This window comes from Pseudomonas sp. s4, from assembly GCF_046764235.1.
Lineage (GTDB): Bacteria > Pseudomonadota > Gammaproteobacteria > Pseudomonadales > Pseudomonadaceae > Aquipseudomonas > Aquipseudomonas asiatica.
The window spans coordinates 5,865,953-5,882,092 of record NZ_CP177209.1 but is presented as its reverse complement, the minus strand read 5'-3'; the positions used below and the strand labels follow the sequence as shown (position 1 = coordinate 5,882,092).

Annotated in this window: 14 protein-coding genes; 12 read left to right on the top strand and 2 right to left on the bottom strand. The window is 63.8% G+C overall.

Going from position 1 to position 16,140, the window contains the following annotated elements:
• Nucleotides 1-9 precede the first annotated feature (9 nt).
• Nucleotides 10-414, bottom strand: coding sequence for a YkgJ family cysteine cluster protein (locus ACK56M_RS27285; RefSeq protein ID WP_003259873.1), 405 nt, complete (start codon nt 412-414; stop codon nt 10-12).
• Nucleotides 415-598: 184 nt separating this feature from the next.
• Here ACK56M_RS27285 and ACK56M_RS27280 point away from each other — a divergent pair, with 184 nt between their 5' ends.
• The 5 genes from ACK56M_RS27280 (at nt 599) to ACK56M_RS27260 (ending at nt 6,034) form a co-directional block, all read left to right on the top strand.
• Nucleotides 599-3,049: a glycogen/starch/alpha-glucan phosphorylase gene (locus ACK56M_RS27280; protein ID WP_015272110.1), complete on the top strand. Its 2,451-nt coding sequence runs from the start codon at nt 599-601 to the stop codon at nt 3,047-3,049.
• A 255-nt stretch (nt 3,050-3,304) separates the two neighbouring features.
• Nucleotides 3,305-4,315 (top strand): class 1 fructose-bisphosphatase, encoded by a 1,011-nt coding sequence (locus ACK56M_RS27275; protein ID WP_013974568.1) that lies wholly within the window; start codon nt 3,305-3,307, stop codon nt 4,313-4,315.
• A gap of 3 nt (nt 4,316-4,318) precedes the next feature.
• Entirely contained in the window at nt 4,319-4,915 is a 597-nt protein-coding gene (locus tag ACK56M_RS27270) for a DUF924 family protein (protein ID WP_013974567.1), read from the top strand.
• A 295-nt stretch (nt 4,916-5,210) separates the two neighbouring features.
• A complete protein-coding gene (gene bamE / locus ACK56M_RS27265; protein ID WP_003249234.1) occupies nt 5,211-5,465 on the top strand; it encodes an outer membrane protein assembly factor BamE in 255 nt (84 codons plus the stop codon).
• Nucleotides 5,462-6,034 (top strand): lipocalin family protein, encoded by a 573-nt coding sequence (locus tag ACK56M_RS27260; RefSeq protein WP_003259870.1) that lies wholly within the window; start codon nt 5,462-5,464, stop codon nt 6,032-6,034. The genes bamE and ACK56M_RS27260 overlap by 4 nt, the downstream gene beginning before the upstream one ends.
• A 116-nt stretch (nt 6,035-6,150) precedes the next feature.
• On the opposite strand, the gene ACK56M_RS27255 is transcribed toward ACK56M_RS27260, so the two are convergent.
• The gene (locus ACK56M_RS27255; protein WP_411959157.1) at nt 6,151-7,515 is read right to left on the bottom strand and encodes a formimidoylglutamate deiminase; all 1,365 of its coding nucleotides are present in this window, start codon (nt 7,513-7,515) and stop codon (nt 6,151-6,153) included.
• Nucleotides 7,516-7,660: 145 nt separating this feature from the next.
• On the opposite strand from ACK56M_RS27255, the gene hutC reads away from it, so the two are divergent.
• The 7 genes from hutC (at nt 7,661) to hutG (ending at nt 16,106) form a co-directional block, all read left to right on the top strand.
• Entirely contained in the window at nt 7,661-8,371 is a 711-nt protein-coding gene (gene hutC, locus ACK56M_RS27250) for a histidine utilization repressor (protein WP_013974563.1), read from the top strand.
• Nucleotides 8,368-8,940: a HutD family protein gene (locus ACK56M_RS27245; protein ID WP_013974562.1), complete on the top strand. Its 573-nt coding sequence runs from the start codon at nt 8,368-8,370 to the stop codon at nt 8,938-8,940. Before hutC ends, ACK56M_RS27245 begins: the two co-directional genes overlap by 4 nt.
• Before the next feature lie 255 nt (nt 8,941-9,195).
• Nucleotides 9,196-10,869 (top strand): urocanate hydratase, encoded by a 1,674-nt coding sequence (hutU, locus tag ACK56M_RS27240; protein WP_411959156.1) that lies wholly within the window; start codon nt 9,196-9,198, stop codon nt 10,867-10,869.
• 107 nt (nt 10,870-10,976) lie between these two features.
• The gene (hutH, locus tag ACK56M_RS27235; protein ID WP_015272105.1) at nt 10,977-12,509 is read left to right on the top strand and encodes a histidine ammonia-lyase; all 1,533 of its coding nucleotides are present in this window, start codon (nt 10,977-10,979) and stop codon (nt 12,507-12,509) included.
• A gap of 157 nt (nt 12,510-12,666) precedes the next feature.
• Nucleotides 12,667-14,070, top strand: coding sequence for an amino acid permease (locus tag ACK56M_RS27230; protein ID WP_054572189.1), 1,404 nt, complete (start codon nt 12,667-12,669; stop codon nt 14,068-14,070).
• Nucleotides 14,071-14,086: 16 nt separating this feature from the next.
• A complete protein-coding gene (gene hutI / locus ACK56M_RS27225; RefSeq protein WP_054572188.1) occupies nt 14,087-15,292 on the top strand; it encodes an imidazolonepropionase in 1,206 nt (401 codons plus the stop codon).
• Between the two features lie 10 nt (nt 15,293-15,302).
• Nucleotides 15,303-16,106: an N-formylglutamate deformylase gene (gene hutG, locus ACK56M_RS27220; RefSeq protein ID WP_015272102.1), complete on the top strand. Its 804-nt coding sequence runs from the start codon at nt 15,303-15,305 to the stop codon at nt 16,104-16,106.
• The last annotated feature ends 34 nt before the right edge of the window (nt 16,107-16,140 follow it).

Below are 16,140 nucleotides of genomic sequence, written 5' to 3'. Positions count from 1 at the left end.
GGCTAGCGATCAGCGCCCGACCACCTTGGGCTTGTACGCACAATACCCCGGCCGCGGCCCGACCTTGGGGTGGTTGCGGCAGGTATCCGGCCGCTTGTCATAAATGGTGCACAGCCGGCTTTTACGATCCAGATACAGGCAGTCATCATTGCTCATCCGGGTCAGGGTGAAGATCCCCGACTTCTGGTTGAAGCGTTCGATGATGCCATCCTTCTGCAGGCGCTTGGCGATGTTCTTCGGCGGTTCGTCTTTCTCGAACTCGTCGACCACGCCGATACGGATCAGATCCTTGATCTTCACCTCCACCGGCAGGGTGCAGCAGGTCGAATGGCAGCCATGGCACATGTTGCTGGTGTAGCGCTGCCAGGTCTCCAGGCGGTCGACTTCGGCTGCGGCGATCAGGGTCGTTTTCATCTTTATGGGGTGTATCACGGTCTTGGGGCGCGCGATCATACCGGAATTGTTCAATTTATGAACAACCTTTTGCCGGAATCGCAAAGTGGGCATGAAAACTGCGAACGCTAACTGTCACTCCCTGTCGAAGGGTCTAGGCTCAACAGTCTCCCTCCGTTTTCGTCAACTTGCCCGAGGATGCCGCATGTCCCAGGAACCCAAAGCTCGTGACGCCGAGGTGGCCGAATTTCGCGCCGCTGTACTGGACAAGCTGACCTACGCGGTTGGCAAGGACCCAGAGCACGCCTTCGACCACGACTGGTTCGAGGCCATCGCCCTGGCCGCGCGCGATCACATGGTCGATCACTGGATGGACCACACCCGCCAGGCGTATCGCCGCAGCCAGAAGCGGGTCTATTACCTTTCTCTCGAATTCCTCATCGGCCGGCTGCTGTATGACAGCCTGAGCAACCTGGGCCTGCTCGACATTGCCCGCGACGCATTGGAAGGGCTGAACGTGGACCTGGAGCGCATTCGCCTGCTCGAGCCCGATGCCGCGCTGGGCAACGGTGGCCTGGGTCGCCTGGCAGCGTGCTTCATGGAGAGCATGTCGACCCTGGGCATCGCTGCTCACGGTTATGGCATCCGCTATGAGCACGGGCTGTTCCGTCAGGCCATGGTCGATGGCTGGCAGCAGGAGCAGACCGAGAACTGGCTCGACTTCGGCAACCCCTGGGAGTTCGAGCGCGCCGAGGTGATCTACCCCATCAGCTTTGGCGGCAGCGTCGAAACGGTGCACGACACCCACGGCCAGCAGCGCCAGGTATGGTGGCCGGGCGAGACCGTGCGGGCGGTGGCCTACGATACCCCGGTGGTCGGTTGGCGCGGGGCCAGCGTCAATACCCTGCGCCTGTGGCGTGCGCGGGCGCTGGAAGAGCTGCACCTGGAACGCTTCAATGCCGGCGACCACCTGGGCGCGGTGGCCGAGGTGGCACGGGCCGAAAGCATTTCGCGGGTGCTGTACCCGGCCGACAGTACCGAGGCGGGCCAGGAACTGCGCCTGCGCCAGGAATACTTCTTCGTCTCGGCCTCGTTGCAGGACCTGCTGCGCCGCCACCTGAACATGCACGACAACCTGCTCAACCTGCCGGATGCGGCGGCCATCCAGCTCAACGACACCCACCCGTCGATCGCCGTGGCCGAGCTGATGCGCCTGCTGGTCGACCAGCATGAGATCCCTTGGGATACCGCCTGGGAGTTGACCGTCGGCACCCTGGCCTACACCAACCACACCTTGCTGCCCGAAGCCCTGGAAACCTGGCCCGTTGCGCTGATGGAACGCATGCTGCCGCGGCACATGCAGATCATCTACCTGATCAACGCCTACCACATCGACGCGCTGCGGGCGAAAGGCCTGCACGACTTCGACGTGTTGCGGGCTGTGTCGTTGATCGAGGAAGACAATGGCCGCCGGGTGCGCATGGGCAACCTGGCGTTCCTCGGCTCGCACAGCGTCAACGGTGTGTCGGCGCTGCACAGCAAGCTGATGAAAAGCACGGTGTTCGCCGAGCTGCACAAGCTCTACCCGCAACGGATCAACAACAAGACTAACGGCATTACCTTCCGCCGCTGGCTGTACCAGTCCAACCCGCAGCTGACCGCGATGCTGATCGAGGCGCTGGGCCCTGATCTGCTGGACGACCCCGAAGGACGCCTGGCCAATCTGGTACCGTTCGCCGACAAGAGCGGTTTCCGCAAGCAGTTCGCCGCGCAGCGCCTGCACAGCAAGCGTGCCCTGGCCAGCATCATCCAGGACCGCCTGGGCGTTACGGTGAACCCCGAGGCGTTGTTCGACGTGCAGGTCAAGCGCATCCACGAATACAAGCGCCAGTTGCTCAACCTGCTGCACACCGTGGCGTTGTACCAGGCCATGCGCAACGACCCCGGTACCGACTGGGTGCCGCGGGTGAAGATCTTCGCCGGCAAGGCCGCGGCCAGCTATCACCAGGCTAAGCTGATCATCAAGCTGGCCAACGACATCGCCCGGGTGGTGAACAACGACCCCACCGTGCGCGGCCTGCTGAAGGTGGTGTTCCTGCCCAACTACAACGTCAGTCTGGCTGAAAGCATCATCCCGGCGGCGGACCTTTCCGAGCAGATTTCCACCGCCGGTTACGAAGCGTCCGGCACCAGCAACATGAAGTTCGGCCTGAACGGCGCGTTGACCATCGGTACCCTGGATGGTGCCAATGTCGAGATGAGCGAGCAGGTGGGTACCGAAAACATGTTCATCTTCGGCCTTACTGCGCAGCAGGTGGAGGCCAGGCGGCGCGACGGTGACTTTGGCGCCAGTGCGGCGATTGCCGCGTCCAGCCGCCTGAACGACGTGTTGCAGGCTGTTCGCAGCGGGGTGTTCTCACCGGACGACCCGTCGCGCTACAGCGCGCTGATCGACGGGCTGGTAGCTCATGACCGTTTCCTGGTGTGTGCCGATTTCGATGCCTACTGGGATGCCCAGCGACGGGTCGAGGAGCTTTGGCACACGCCGCAGGAATGGTGGCGTATGGCGGTGCTGAATACCGCGCGGATGGGCTGGTTCTCCTCGGACCGGACCATTCGGGAATATGCCAGCGAGATCTGGAAGGCTTTGGATTGAGGTAAGCCTGTGCCGGCCTCTTCGTGGGCACGCCCGCTCTCCCAGGATTCGCACGACCTTGGAAATCTTGTGCAGTCCCTGTGGGAGCGGGCGTGCCCGCGAATGGGCCCACAACCAGACCACCGGCCTGGCGCGCGCTGAACTACCGACCTATTGTGCCGTCTGAGAGCCGTTGCGAGTCTCATCACTCGCTAGCCTGCAACTCTCCCTGTAAACTGCGGGGGTTTTTATCCCCCAATCCTTTCGGAGCCATACATGTCCCGCGTTACCCTTAGTCGCTATCTGATTGAGCAGACCCGCAGCAACAATACCCCTGCCGATCTGCGCTTCCTGATCGAAGTGGTGGCGCGTGCGTGCAAGGAAATCAGCCATCACGTTTCCAAAGGCGCCCTCGGTGGCGTGCTGGGCAGCATGGGCACTGAAAACGTGCAGGGCGAAGTCCAGAAGAAACTGGACGTGATTTCCAACGATATCCTGCTGGAAGCCAACGAGTGGGGCGGCCACCTGGCCGGCATGGCTTCCGAAGAAATGGACAACGCCTACCAGATCCCGGGCAAGTACCCGAAAGGCGCCTACCTGCTGGTATTCGACCCGCTGGATGGCTCGTCCAACATCGACGTCAACGTTTCGGTCGGCACTATCTTCTCGGTACTGCGTTGCCCTAACGAATACCTGAGCCAGAACGAAACCCTGAACGAAAAAGCCTTCCTGCAACCAGGCACACAGCAGGTTGCCGCCGGTTACGCCATCTACGGCCCGCAGACCATGCTGATCCTGACCCTGGGCAACGGCGTCAAGGGCTTCACCCTGGACCGCGAACTGGGCAGCTTCGTCCTCACCCACGAAAACATCCGCGTGCCGGAAACTACCGCAGAATTCGCCATCAACATGTCCAACCAGCGCCACTGGGAAGCCCCGGTTCAGCGTTACGTGGGGGAACTGCTGGCAGGCGAGACCGGCCCGCTGAAGAAAAACTACAACATGCGCTGGATCGCCTCGATGGTGGCCGACGTACACCGCATCCTGACCCGTGGCGGCCTGTTCATGTACCCACGTGACGCCCGCGAACCGAGCAAGCCGGGCAAGCTGCGCCTGATGTACGAAGCCAACCCGATGTCCTTCATCATCGAACAGGCCGGCGGCGCCTCCACCAACGGTTACGATCGCATCCTCGACATCCAGCCAGAAAGCCTGCACCAGCGTGTGTCGGTAATTCTCGGCTCGAAGGAAGAGGTAGAGCGCGTCACCGCCTACCACAAGGAGTAAGTCATGCTCGCACCTTGGCAGCCGTTGCTGGAGTGGTGGTTCGGTTGGGGCACCAGTCCCCAGGCCGTGGCTGACGAGAAGAGCACGCTGTGGTTCGGCAAGCATCATGACGCCGACGCCCATGCGCTGTTTGGCGATCTGGTCGAGCATGCCCTGGCGGGTGGGCTCGACGAGTGGCAGCAAAGCCCGCAGGGCTGGCTGGGCCTGCTGATCCTGCTGGACCAGCTGCCGCGCATGATCTACCGCGACACGCCGCGTGCCTTCGAGGGCGACCGGCGTGCTCAGGTGGTGGCGATGCAGGGTTTGCAGAAGAACTGGGATTACCAGCTGCTGCCGATACAGCGGGTGTTCGTGCTGCTGGTACTGGAACATGCCGAAGTGCTGGACTGGCAGAACCTGTGCGTCGAGCGCTACCAGGTGCTGCTGGACGAGCAGCCCGAAGCCAACCGCCGGTTGTTCGAAGGCTTCCTCGACTATGCCGAGCAGCACCAGCGGGTAATTGCCCGTTTCGGGCGCTTCCCGCACCGCAACCTGGTGCTGGAGCGGCCGAGTACCAGCGAAGAGATGGACTTTTTGCTGGAGCCTGGGTCCAGGTTCTGATTCCAGGGTTGGCGGGATCCTTGTAGGAGCAGCCTTGTGCTGCGAAGTGTCCCTCGCTGCCCATGCATCCCTGTTGGCCTCACCGGCCCTTTCGCAGCACAAGGCTGCTCCTACAGTACGTAGGGGCGGCCTTTTTGTTTGTGCGGGGTAATTCTTTGTGATTAATCGCACAGTAGTGGCCATCCGACCAATGGTGTAGGGGTAGAGGAGGGGGAGCAGGGAACCTGGGAGGGTTTTTACCGTCGAAGGTCACTGCAGGCCACTCGCCTGTATCCCCTCTCCAGGAGTGTCCTTCATGTCGTTGCGTTCCCTCGCCCTGTTGTCGCTGTGCGTCGTTCTGACTGCCTGCAGCAAGATCAATCAGGAAAACTATTCCAAGATCAAGGCCGGTATGAACAAGGCCGAGGTCGAGCAGCTGCTCGGCACGCCGACCGAGTGCTCTGGCGCGCTGGGCATGAGCAGCTGCACCTGGGGGGACGAGAAGAGCTTCATCAGTGTGCAGTACGCGGCTGACAAGGTGCTCATGTATTCAGGGCAGGGTCTCAAATGAGGCGCGTTTATCTGCTGATGGGGGTATGCCTGGCGTTGCTGCTGGGCGGTTGTGCCGGCTCCGTGCACGACCCGCTGGCGCCGAAAACCGCGGGCAACATCGACCTCAAGCGCTACCAGGGCAAGTGGTACGAACTGGCGCGCCTGCCAATGCGCTACCAGACCGGCTGTGAGCAGTCCGAAGCGCACTACAACCTCAGGCTCGATGGTAGCCTCGGCGTGCTCAACCGCTGCCGCACCATGGGTGACGAATGGCTGCGCGCCGAAGGGCATGCGAACATCCAGGAGCCAGGGCACACCGACAAGTTGTGGGTCGAGTTCGACAACTGGTTCACCAAGCTGGTGCCAGGGGTGGCGAGGGGCGAGTACTGGATCCTGTATGTGGATGATCGCTATCGCACGGCGGTGGTCGGCAGCCCGGACCGCAAGCACTTGTGGCTACTGTCGCGTACGCCGACGCTACCAGCCTGGGAGCGCGAGAACCTGATGTCCAAGGCCCGGCAGCAGGGTTATGACACCAGTCGGCTGATCTGGCGCGCGTCGGACCAGCAGATCGTCAAGATGCACTGAATTTCTGGGGGCTGCTTTGCAGCCCATCGCGACACAAGGCCGCTCCTACAGGGGAACGCACATTCCTGTAGGAGCGGCCTTGTGTCGCGATGGGCCGCAAAGCGGCCCCAATAAACTCACCCCAACAGCTGTCGCAACACCTCGGCAAACGCCAGCGCGCTTTGCTCTTCCTGCGCATGCCGCCCCTGGCGCACCACCCACAGCCCATTCACCATCACATCCCGCACCTGGCGATCGCCGCCTGCAAACAGCCAGCGGTTGAGAATCGCATCCCCATCGGCCATGGCGATGTAAGGGTCCTGCCCATCGAGCACCAGCCAGTCGGCGCGCTTGCCCACGGCCAGTTCCCCGACCGCCTGCCCCAGCGCCTGCGCACCGCCCGCCAGGGCAGCGTCATACAAAGTCCGCCCGACCATCGGCTGGTCGCCGCGATACAGGCGGTTACGCCGCTGGTCGCGCAGTCGCTGGCCATATTCCAGCCAGCGCAGTTCCTCCACCACGCTCAGCGATACATGGCTGTCCGAACCAATGCCCATGCGCCCACCATGTGCCAGATAGTCCACTGCCGGGAAAATCCCGTCGCCCAGGTTGGCCTCGGTGGTCAGGCAAAGCCCGGCTACCGCGCCGCTGCGGGCCATTGCGGTGACTTCATCCGGCTCTGCGTGGGTTGCGTGCACCAGGCACCAGCGCGGGTCCACATCCACGTGCTCGTACAGCCACTGCAACGGGCGCAGGCCGCTCCAGGCCAGGCAGTCGTCGACTTCCTTCTGCTGCTCGGCGATATGGATATGCACCGGGCACTGTTTGTCGCTGGCTGCCAGCACTTCGGCGATCTGCCCGGGCGTCACCGCGCGCAACGAATGGAAGCACAGACCCAGTTGCTGCGCGGGTTGCGCGGCCAGCAGCGGGGCCAGCTGCGCTTGCAGTTGCAGGTACTGTTCAGTGGAATTTATGAAGCGCCGTTGCCCGTCATTCGGGGCTTGGCCGCCGAAGCCTGCGTGGCTGTACAGCACCGGCAGCAAGGTCAGGCCAATGCCGCTGTCGGCTGCAGCCGCGCTGATGCGGCGGGACAGTTCGGCCGGGTCGGCGTAGGCCCTGCCGGCCTGGTCATGGTGCACGTAGTGGAACTCGGCGACCGAGGTATAGCCGGCCTTGAGCATTTCGATGTACAGCTGGCGGGCGATGACCTGCAGCTGCTCTGGACTGATCTGGCCGACCAGGCGGTACATCAGGTCGCGCCAGGTCCAGAAACTGTCGTTGGGGTTGCCGGCGACTTCCGCCAGCCCTGCCATGGCGCGCTGGAAGGCATGCGAGTGCAGGTTGGGCATGCCGGGCAGCAGCGGGCCGGCCAGCCGCTCGGCGCCTTCGGCCGAGGCGCCCGGTTCGATGCGGGCCACATGGCCATCACTGGTGACCTCGATGCGGACATGGCTAGCCCAACCCGTGGGTAGCAGGGCGCGTTCGGCGAAGTAGGCGGACATCGGTGAAAATCCTGTTATTGTTAACTTGTATATACATATACAGGCGTTTGCCTGCCGGGTAAACTGCGGCAAGCTACCGCTCATTCCATTTGCACAAGGATCCAACGCCGTGCCGACACCTCCTGTCTCCGCGCTGGTTGCCCAGATGGGCGAGGGCCCGGCTCCGCTTTACGCCCGGGTCAAACAGATGATCATCCAGCAGATCGACAACGGCAGCTGGCCACCGCATCACCGGGTACCCTCGGAGAGCGAACTGGTCAGTGAGCTGGGCTTCAGCCGCATGACCATCAACCGCGCCCTGCGCGAGCTCACTGCCGAAGGCCTGCTGGTGCGCATGCAAGGGGTCGGTACCTTCGTGGCCGAGCCCAAGGGGCGTTCGGCGCTGTTCGAGGTCAACAACATTGCCGACGAAATTGCCGCGCGTGGCCACCAGCATAGCTGCCAGGTGATCACCCTCACCGAGGAAACGGCCGGTTCCGAGCGGGCCCTGGCCCTGGATATGCGCGAAGGCCAGCGAGTGTTCCACTCGCTGATCGTGCATTTCGAGAACGGCGTGCCGGTGCAGATCGAGGACCGCTACGTCAATGCGGCGATTGCCCCCGACTACCTCAAGCAGGACTTCACCCGGCAGACGCCATACGCCTACCTGTCGCAGGTGGCGCCGCTGACCGAGGGTGAGCACGTGGTAGAGGCAATCCTGGCCGAGCCGGAAGAATGCCGCCTGTTGCAGATCGAGAGGGGCGAGCCCTGCCTGCTGATCCGCCGTCGCACCTGGTCCGGCCGCCAGCCGGTGACTGCCGCGCGGCTGATCCACCCCGGTTCCCGTCATCGCCTGGAAGGACGTTTCAGTAAATGAGTCAGCTGCAGTTGTTGCGTGCGCAGGGCTACCCGCGCATGCCGTGGAAGAACGGTGGCGGTTTCACCGAAGAGATTACCCGCGACAGTGGCGAAGGCCTGGACGGCTTTGGCTGGCGCTTGTCGATTGCCGATATCGAGGAGTCCGGTGGCTTTTCCACCTTCGCCGGCTACCAGCGAATCATCACTGTGTTGCAGGGCGACGGCATGCGCTTGCTGGTGGACGGCCAGGCCAGCCGGCCGTTGCTGCCGTTCGATGCCTTTGCCTTCAGCGGCGAGAGCCAGGTCAGCTGCAAGCTGCTGGGCGGGGCGATCCGTGATTTCAACCTGATATATGCACCGCAGCGCTACCGGGCGCGGTTGCAGTGGTTCGATGGCACCAGCCGTTTGTACAGTTCGGCGTCGACGGTGTTGCTGTTCGCTGCCAGCAGCCAGGTCGAGGTGGGTATTGCCGGGCGTGAGACGCAGCGGTTGGGGTTGTATGACTGCTTGCGGCTGGAGGGCAATGACCAGTTGTTGGGGTTGGATGTGCAGGGGCGGTTCTGCCTGATCGAACTCGTTTCACGTTGAAATAGCCGGGGGCTGCTGCGCAGCCCTTCGCGGGCTTGCCCGCTCCCACAGGTACAGCGCACGCCTTGAAGGCAGTGGAGCTCTCTGTGGGAGCGGGCAAGCCCGCGAAGGGCCGCGCAGCGGCCCCATTTCTTTTGCCATTCAGCGGAAAGATCCAATTATTTTGGTTGTCCATGCTTGTACATACAAGTAAAGGTGTGTTTGTATATCTACCACGACATACCCGCCCGCGGACGACCGCAGAGGACCTTTCCCGTGACCGACAACAACAAATACCGTGACGTTGAAATCCGTGCCCCACGTGGCAACAAGCTGACTGCCAAAAGCTGGCTGACCGAAGCGCCACTGCGCATGCTGATGAACAACCTCGATCCACAGGTCGCGGAAAACCCGAAGGAACTGGTGGTGTACGGCGGTATCGGCCGCGCTGCCCGTAACTGGGCGTGCTACGACAAGATCGTCGAGACCCTGACCCGCCTGGAAGACGACGAAACCCTGCTGGTGCAGTCGGGCAAGCCGGTCGGCGTGTTCAAGACCCACAGCAACGCCCCGCGCGTACTGATTGCCAACTCCAACCTGGTGCCGCACTGGGCCAACTGGGAACACTTCAACGAACTGGACGCCAAGGGCCTGGCCATGTACGGCCAGATGACCGCCGGCAGCTGGATCTACATCGGCAGCCAGGGCATCGTCCAGGGCACCTACGAAACCTTCGTCGAAGCCGGTCGCCAGCATTACGGCGGCAGCCTGAAAGGCAAGTGGGTACTGACCGCCGGCCTGGGCGGCATGGGCGGCGCCCAGCCACTGGCCGCCACCCTGGCCGGTGCCTGCTCGCTGAACATCGAATGCCAGCAGAGCCGCATCGACTTCCGTCTGGAAACCCGCTACGTCGACGAGCAGGCCACTGACCTCGACGACGCCCTGGCACGCATTGCCAAGTACACCGCCGAAGGCAAGGCCATCTCCATCGCCCTGCACGGCAACGCTGCCGAAATCCTGCCAGAGCTGGTCAAGCGTGGCGTGCGCCCGGACATGGTCACCGACCAGACCAGCGCCCACGACCCGCTGAACGGTTACCTGCCAGTCGGCTGGACCTGGGAACAGTACCGCGACCGCGCACAGACCGAACCGGCTGCAGTGGTCAAGGCCGCCAAGCAGTCGATGGCCGTGCACGTGCAAGCCATGCTCGATTTCCAGAAGCAGGGTGTCCCGACCTTCGACTATGGCAACAACATCCGCCAGATGGCCAAGGAAGAAGGCGTGGCCAATGCCTTCGACTTCCCGGGCTTCGTGCCGGCCTACATCCGCCCGCTGTTCTGCCGTGGCATCGGCCCGTTCCGCTGGGCGGCGCTGTCCGGTGATGCCGAAGACATCTACAAGACCGACGCCAAGGTCAAGGAACTGATCCCCGACGACGCCCACCTGCACCGCTGGCTGGACATGGCTCGCGAGCGCATCAGCTTCCAGGGCCTGCCGGCACGTATCTGCTGGGTTGGTCTGGGCCTGCGCGCCAAGCTGGGCCTGGCGTTCAACGAAATGGTACGCAGCGGCGAGCTGTCGGCACCGATCGTGATCGGTCGTGACCACCTGGACTCCGGTTCGGTGTCCAGCCCCAACCGTGAAACCGAAGCCATGCGCGACGGTTCCGACGCTGTCTCCGACTGGCCGCTGCTCAACGCCCTGCTGAACACCGCCGGCGGTGCTACCTGGGTTTCGCTGCACCACGGTGGTGGCGTGGGCATGGGCTTCTCCCAGCACTCTGGCATGGTCATCGTCTGCGACGGTACCGATGAAGCCGCCGAGCGTATCGCTCGCGTGCTGACCAACGACCCAGGGACCGGTGTGATGCGTCATGCCGATGCCGGTTACGACATCGCCATCGACTGCGCCAAGGAGCAGGGCCTGGACCTGCCGATGATCACTGGCTGATCGCCACGCTTTGGATCGCACCCCACAAGGGGTGATACTGAACAACAAGAAGGAGCACGCAGGCACTTACAAACGGGCCTGCGGCTCCACGCGATTGGAGTAGTGAAGTGACCGAATTGACCCTCAAGCCCGGCACCCTGACCCTGGCCCAACTGCGCTCCATCCATGCGGCGCCCGTGCGCTTGCAACTGGACGCCAGCGCCGCGCCGGCCATCGACGCCAGCGTTGCCTGCGTCGAGCAGATCATCGCCGAAGACCGTACCGCCTACGGCATCAACACCGGTTTCGGCCTGCTGGCCTCGACCCGCATCGCCAGCCACGACCTGGAAAACCTGCAGCGTTCGCTGGTGCTGTCCCACGCCGCCGGTGTCGGCGCGCCGCTGGATGACGACCTGGTGCGGCTGATCATGGTGCTGAAGATCAACAGCCTCAGCCGTGGCTTCTCCGGCATCCGTCGCAAAGTCATCGACGCGCTGATCGCCCTGGTCAACGCCGAAGTCTATCCGCACATCCCGCTGAAGGGTTCGGTGGGCGCTTCCGGCGACCTCGCCCCGCTGGCGCACATGTCGCTGGTGCTGCTGGGTGAAGGCAAGGCCCGCTACAAGGGCCAGTGGCTGCCAGCCACCGAAGCCCTGGCCGTGGCCGGCCTCGAGCCGCTGACCCTGGCCGCCAAGGAGGGTTTGGCCCTGCTCAACGGCACCCAGGCGTCCACCGCCTATGCCCTGCGTGGCCTGTTCCAGGGCGAAGACCTGTACGCCGCTGCCATCGCCTGCGGCGGCCTGAGCGTCGAAGCCGCACTGGGCTCGCGCTCGCCATTCGATGCGCGCATTCACGAAGTGCGTGGCCAGCGCGGCCAGATCGACACTGCTGCCTGCTTCCGTGACCTGCTGGGCGACTCCAGCGAAGTGTCGCTGTCGCACAAGAACTGCGACAAGGTCCAGGACCCGTACTCGCTGCGCTGCCAGCCTCAGGTCATGGGTGCCTGCCTGACCCAGCTGCGCCAGGCCGCCGAGGTACTGGGCATCGAAGCCAACGCCGTGTCGGACAACCCGCTGGTGTTCGCTGCCGAAGGTGACGTGATTTCCGGCGGTAACTTCCACGCCGAGCCGGTGGCCATGGCCGCCGACAACATCGCCCTGGCCATCGCTGAAATCGGTTCGCTCAGCGAGCGCCGTATCTCGCTGATGATGGACAAGCACATGTCCCAGCTGCCGCCGTTCCTGGTGGAAAACGGTGGGGTCAACTCGGGCTTCATGATCGCCCAGGTCACCGCTGCTGCCCTGGCCAGCGAGAACAAGGCCCTGTCGCACCCGCACAGTGTCGACAGCCTGCCGACCTCGGCCAACCAGGAAGACCACGTGTCGATGGCCCCGGCTGCCGGCAAGCGCCTGTGGGAAATGGCTGAAAACACCCGCGGCGTGCTGGCCATCGAATGGCTGGGCGCCTGCCAGGGCCTGGACCTGCGCAAGGGCCTGAAGACCTCGGCCAAGCTGGAGCAGGCGCGCCAGGCGCTGCGCAGCGAAGTGCCGCACTACGACCGTGACCGCTTCTTCGCGCCCGACATCGAGAAGGCCGTGGAACTGTTGGCCAAGGGGCGCCTGACCGGCCTGCTGCCGGCTGGTGTGCTGCCAAGCCTGTAATGCTCCCAGGGGCCGCTGTGCGGCCCATCGCCGGCAAGCCGGCTCCCACAGATGGAGATGCGACACACCATCTCTGTGGGAGCTGGCTTGCCGGCGATTGGGCTGCAAGGCAGCCCCCCTCGATCTCACGACCACAAAAACAATTTAAGGACGTGACATGCAACAAGCTCAAGGTCTAAAGCGCGGGCTAAGTGCCCGCCACATCCGTTTCATGGCCCTCGGTTCCGCCATCGGCACCGGGCTGTTCTACGGTTCCGCCTCGGCCATCCAGATGGCCGGCCCGGCCGTGCTGCTGGCCTACCTGATCGGCGGCGCCGCCGTGTTCATGGTCATGCGCGCCCTCGGCGAAATGGCTGTGCACAACCCGGTCGCCGGCTCGTTCGGCCACTACGCCAGCACCTACCTCGGCCCCATGGCCGGCTTCATCCTCGGCTGGACCTACGCCTTCGAGATGGTCATCGTCGCCATCGCCGACGTCACCGCCTTCGGTATCTACATGGGCTTCTGGTTCCCGGAAGTGGCCCGCTGGATCTGGGTGCTGGGCATCGTCTTCCTGATCGGCGGCCTCAACCTGTGCAACGTCAAGGTCTTCGGCGAAATGGAATTCTGGCTGTCGCTGCTCAAGGTCGGCGCCATCGTGGCGATGATCCTGGCCGGCCTCGGCATCATGGCCTTCGGCTTCAGCCAGGTAGGCACCGGGCAGGCCGTGGGTGTCAACAACCTGTTCGACCACGGCGGCTTCATGCCCAATGGCGTGGGTGGCCTGATCGCTTCCTTTGCCGTGGTGATGTTCGCGTTCGGCGGCATCGAGATCATCGGCGTGACCGCCGGTGAGGCCAAGGACCCGCAGCGGGTCATCCCCAAGGCGATCAACGCCGTGCCGCTGCGCATCCTGCTGTTCTACGTGCTCACCCTGTTCGTGCTGATGTGCCTGTTCCCATGGCCGCAGATTGGCAGCCAGGGCAGCCCGTTCGTGCAAATCTTCAGTAACCTGGGCATCGGCTCTGCCGCCGCGGTGCTGAACATCGTGGTGATTTCTGCCGCGATCTCGGCCATCAACAGCGACATCTTCGGCGCCGGCCGCATGATGTACGGCCTGGCCCAGCAAGGCCACGCGCCGCGCGGCTTCAGCAAGCTGTCGAAGCACGGCGTGCCGTGGATGACCGTTGTGGTGATGGGTGCTGCGCTGCTGATCGGCGTGCTGCTCAACTACCTGATCCCGGAGAACGTGTTCCTGCTGATCGCCTCGATCGCCACCTTCGCTACCGTCTGGGTGTGGCTGATGATCCTGCTCACCCAGGTGGCCATGCGCCGCAGCATGAGCCGTGAACAAGTGGCCCAGCTGCAGTTCCCGGTACCATTCTGGCCATACGGCCCAGCCATGGCCATTGCGTTCATGGTGTTCATCTTTGGCGTGCTCGGTTACTTCCCGGATACCCAGGCGGCACTGCTCGTCGGCGTGGTCTGGGTGGTGTTCCTGGTGGCGTCCTACCTGCTGTGGTGCAAGCCGCGCGCAGGGCAGGGCAAGCCAGTAGCGGAACCGGCCGAGCTGCACCGCTAAGTAAAGGAGTCGATGTATGAGAACCGTCTGGCAGCACTGCCATGTGGCAACCATGGCCGAGGGCCGTTACTCGGCCATTGAGGACGCGGCCATTGTCACCAACGCCGGGCTGATCGAGTGGATCGGCCCGCGCGTCGAGCTGGCGTCGGTCGAGGCCGAACGTACGGTGGACCTGGGCGGCGCCTGGGTTACCCCCGGGCTGATCGACTGCCACACCCACGCGGTGTTCGGTGGCAACCGCAGCGGCGAGTTCGAGCAGCGCCTGCAGGGCGTGAGCTATGCCGAAATCGCCGCACAGGGCGGTGGCATCGCCAGCACCGTGCGGGCCACCCGCGCGGCCAGCGAGGACGAGCTGTTCACAAGTGCCCGCCAACGGGTCCAGGCGCTGATGCGCGATGGCGTGACCACCATCGAGATCAAGTCCGGCTACGGCCTGGACCTGGCCAACGAGCGCAAGATGCTGCGTGTGGCCCGGCGCCTGGCCGACGAGTTGCCTCTGGCGGTGCGCGCCACCTGTCTGGCAGCCCATGCCTTGCCGCCGGAATACGTCGGCCGGGCTGATGACTACATCGCGCACATCTGCGATGAAATGCTGCCGGCCCTGGCCGCCGAAGGCCTGGTGGACGCAGTGGATGCCTTCTGCGAACACCTGGCGTTCTCCCCGGCCCAGGTCGAGCGGCTGTTCATCAAGGCGCGCGAACTGGGCCTGCCGGTCAAGCTGCACGCCGAACAGTTGTCGTCGCTGCACGGTTCCAGCCTGGCGGCGCGCTACCAGGCGCTGTCGGCCGACCACCTGGAGTTCATGACCGAGGAAGACGCCATTGCCATGGCAAAAGCCGGCACGGTCGCCGTGCTGCTGCCGGGCGCGTTCTACTTCCTGCGCGAAACCCAGCTGCCGCCGATGGACGCCCTGCGCCGCCACGGTGTGAAGATCGCCCTGGCCAGCGACCTCAATCCCGGCACCTCGCCAGGGTTGTCGCTTCGGCTGATGCTGAACATGGGCTGCACATGTTTCCGCATGACCCCGGAAGAAGCCCTGGCCGGTGTCACCGTGCACGCCGCCACGGCGCTGGGCCTGGGCGACAGCCATGGCTCGCTGGAAGTGGGCAAGGTCGCCGACTTCGTCGCCTGGCAGATCGAACGCCCCGCCGACCTGGCCTACTGGCTGGGCGGCGACCTGCCCAAGCGCGTAGTGCGCAAGGGCCACGAAATTTCCAATTGAGTGAGGCACGATGGACAAGGTACTGAGTTTTCACCAGGGGCGCCTGCCGCTGCTGATCAGCATGCCCCACGCCGGCCTGAAACTGTCGCCGGCTGTTCGAGACGGCCTGGTCGAGCAGGCGCGCAGCCTGCCGGACACCGACTGGCATATTCCGCGGCTGTATGACTTTGCCCGCGAGATGGGCGCCAGTGTCGTAGCCGCGGAGTATTCGCGTTTCGTCATCGACCTGAACCGGCCGGATGACGACAAACCACTTTACGTCGGCGCCACTACTGGCCTGTACCCGGCCACACTCTTCGATGGCGAGCCATTGTTCAAGGACGGGCTGGTGCCGACAGGCGAGGAGCGCAAGCAGTATCTGGAGCAGATCTGGCGCCCCTACCACGACACGATTCGTCGTGAGCTGGCACGGCTGCGCGAGCAATTCGGCTACGCCCTGCTGTGGGACGCCCATTCGATCCGTTCGCTGATCCCGCACCTGTTCGACGGCAAGCTGCCGGATTTCAACCTGGGTACCTTCAACGGCGCCAGTTGCGACCCGGCTCTGGCCGAACAGCTGAAAGAGGTCTGTGCCCAGGCCCAAGGCTACAGCCACGTGCTCAATGGCCGCTTCAAGGGCGGGCATATCACCCGGTATTACGGTGATCCGGCCAACCACATCCATGCGGTGCAGCTGGAACTGGCGCAGAGCACCTATATGGAAGAAGCCGAGCCGTTCGATTACCGCGAAAACCTGGCACGACCGACACAGGAGGTGTTGAAGCAGCTTCTGCAGGCGCTGCTGGACTGGGGCCAGGCGCGTTACGGGCGGTGAAGTTCACCGGTGAGAATGGCGACGCGATGCAGGT

Coding starts and splice junctions, on each gene's coding strand:
- ACK56M_RS27285 (WP_003259873.1), bottom strand. CDS start 414: ATGAAAACGACCCTGATCGCCGCAGCCGAAGTCGACCGCCTGGAGACC.
- ACK56M_RS27280 (WP_015272110.1), top strand. CDS start 599: ATGTCCCAGGAACCCAAAGCTCGTGACGCCGAGGTGGCCGAATTTCGC.
- ACK56M_RS27275 (WP_013974568.1), top strand. CDS start 3,305: ATGTCCCGCGTTACCCTTAGTCGCTATCTGATTGAGCAGACCCGCAGC.
- ACK56M_RS27270 (WP_013974567.1), top strand. CDS start 4,319: ATGCTCGCACCTTGGCAGCCGTTGCTGGAGTGGTGGTTCGGTTGGGGC.
- bamE (WP_003249234.1), top strand. CDS start 5,211: ATGTCGTTGCGTTCCCTCGCCCTGTTGTCGCTGTGCGTCGTTCTGACT.
- ACK56M_RS27260 (WP_003259870.1), top strand. CDS start 5,462: ATGAGGCGCGTTTATCTGCTGATGGGGGTATGCCTGGCGTTGCTGCTG.
- ACK56M_RS27255 (WP_411959157.1), bottom strand. CDS start 7,515: ATGTCCGCCTACTTCGCCGAACGCGCCCTGCTACCCACGGGTTGGGCT.
- hutC (WP_013974563.1), top strand. CDS start 7,661: ATGGGCGAGGGCCCGGCTCCGCTTTACGCCCGGGTCAAACAGATGATC.
- ACK56M_RS27245 (WP_013974562.1), top strand. CDS start 8,368: ATGAGTCAGCTGCAGTTGTTGCGTGCGCAGGGCTACCCGCGCATGCCG.
- ACK56M_RS27230 (WP_054572189.1), top strand. CDS start 12,667: ATGCAACAAGCTCAAGGTCTAAAGCGCGGGCTAAGTGCCCGCCACATC.
- hutI (WP_054572188.1), top strand. CDS start 14,087: ATGAGAACCGTCTGGCAGCACTGCCATGTGGCAACCATGGCCGAGGGC.
- hutG (WP_015272102.1), top strand. CDS start 15,303: ATGGACAAGGTACTGAGTTTTCACCAGGGGCGCCTGCCGCTGCTGATC.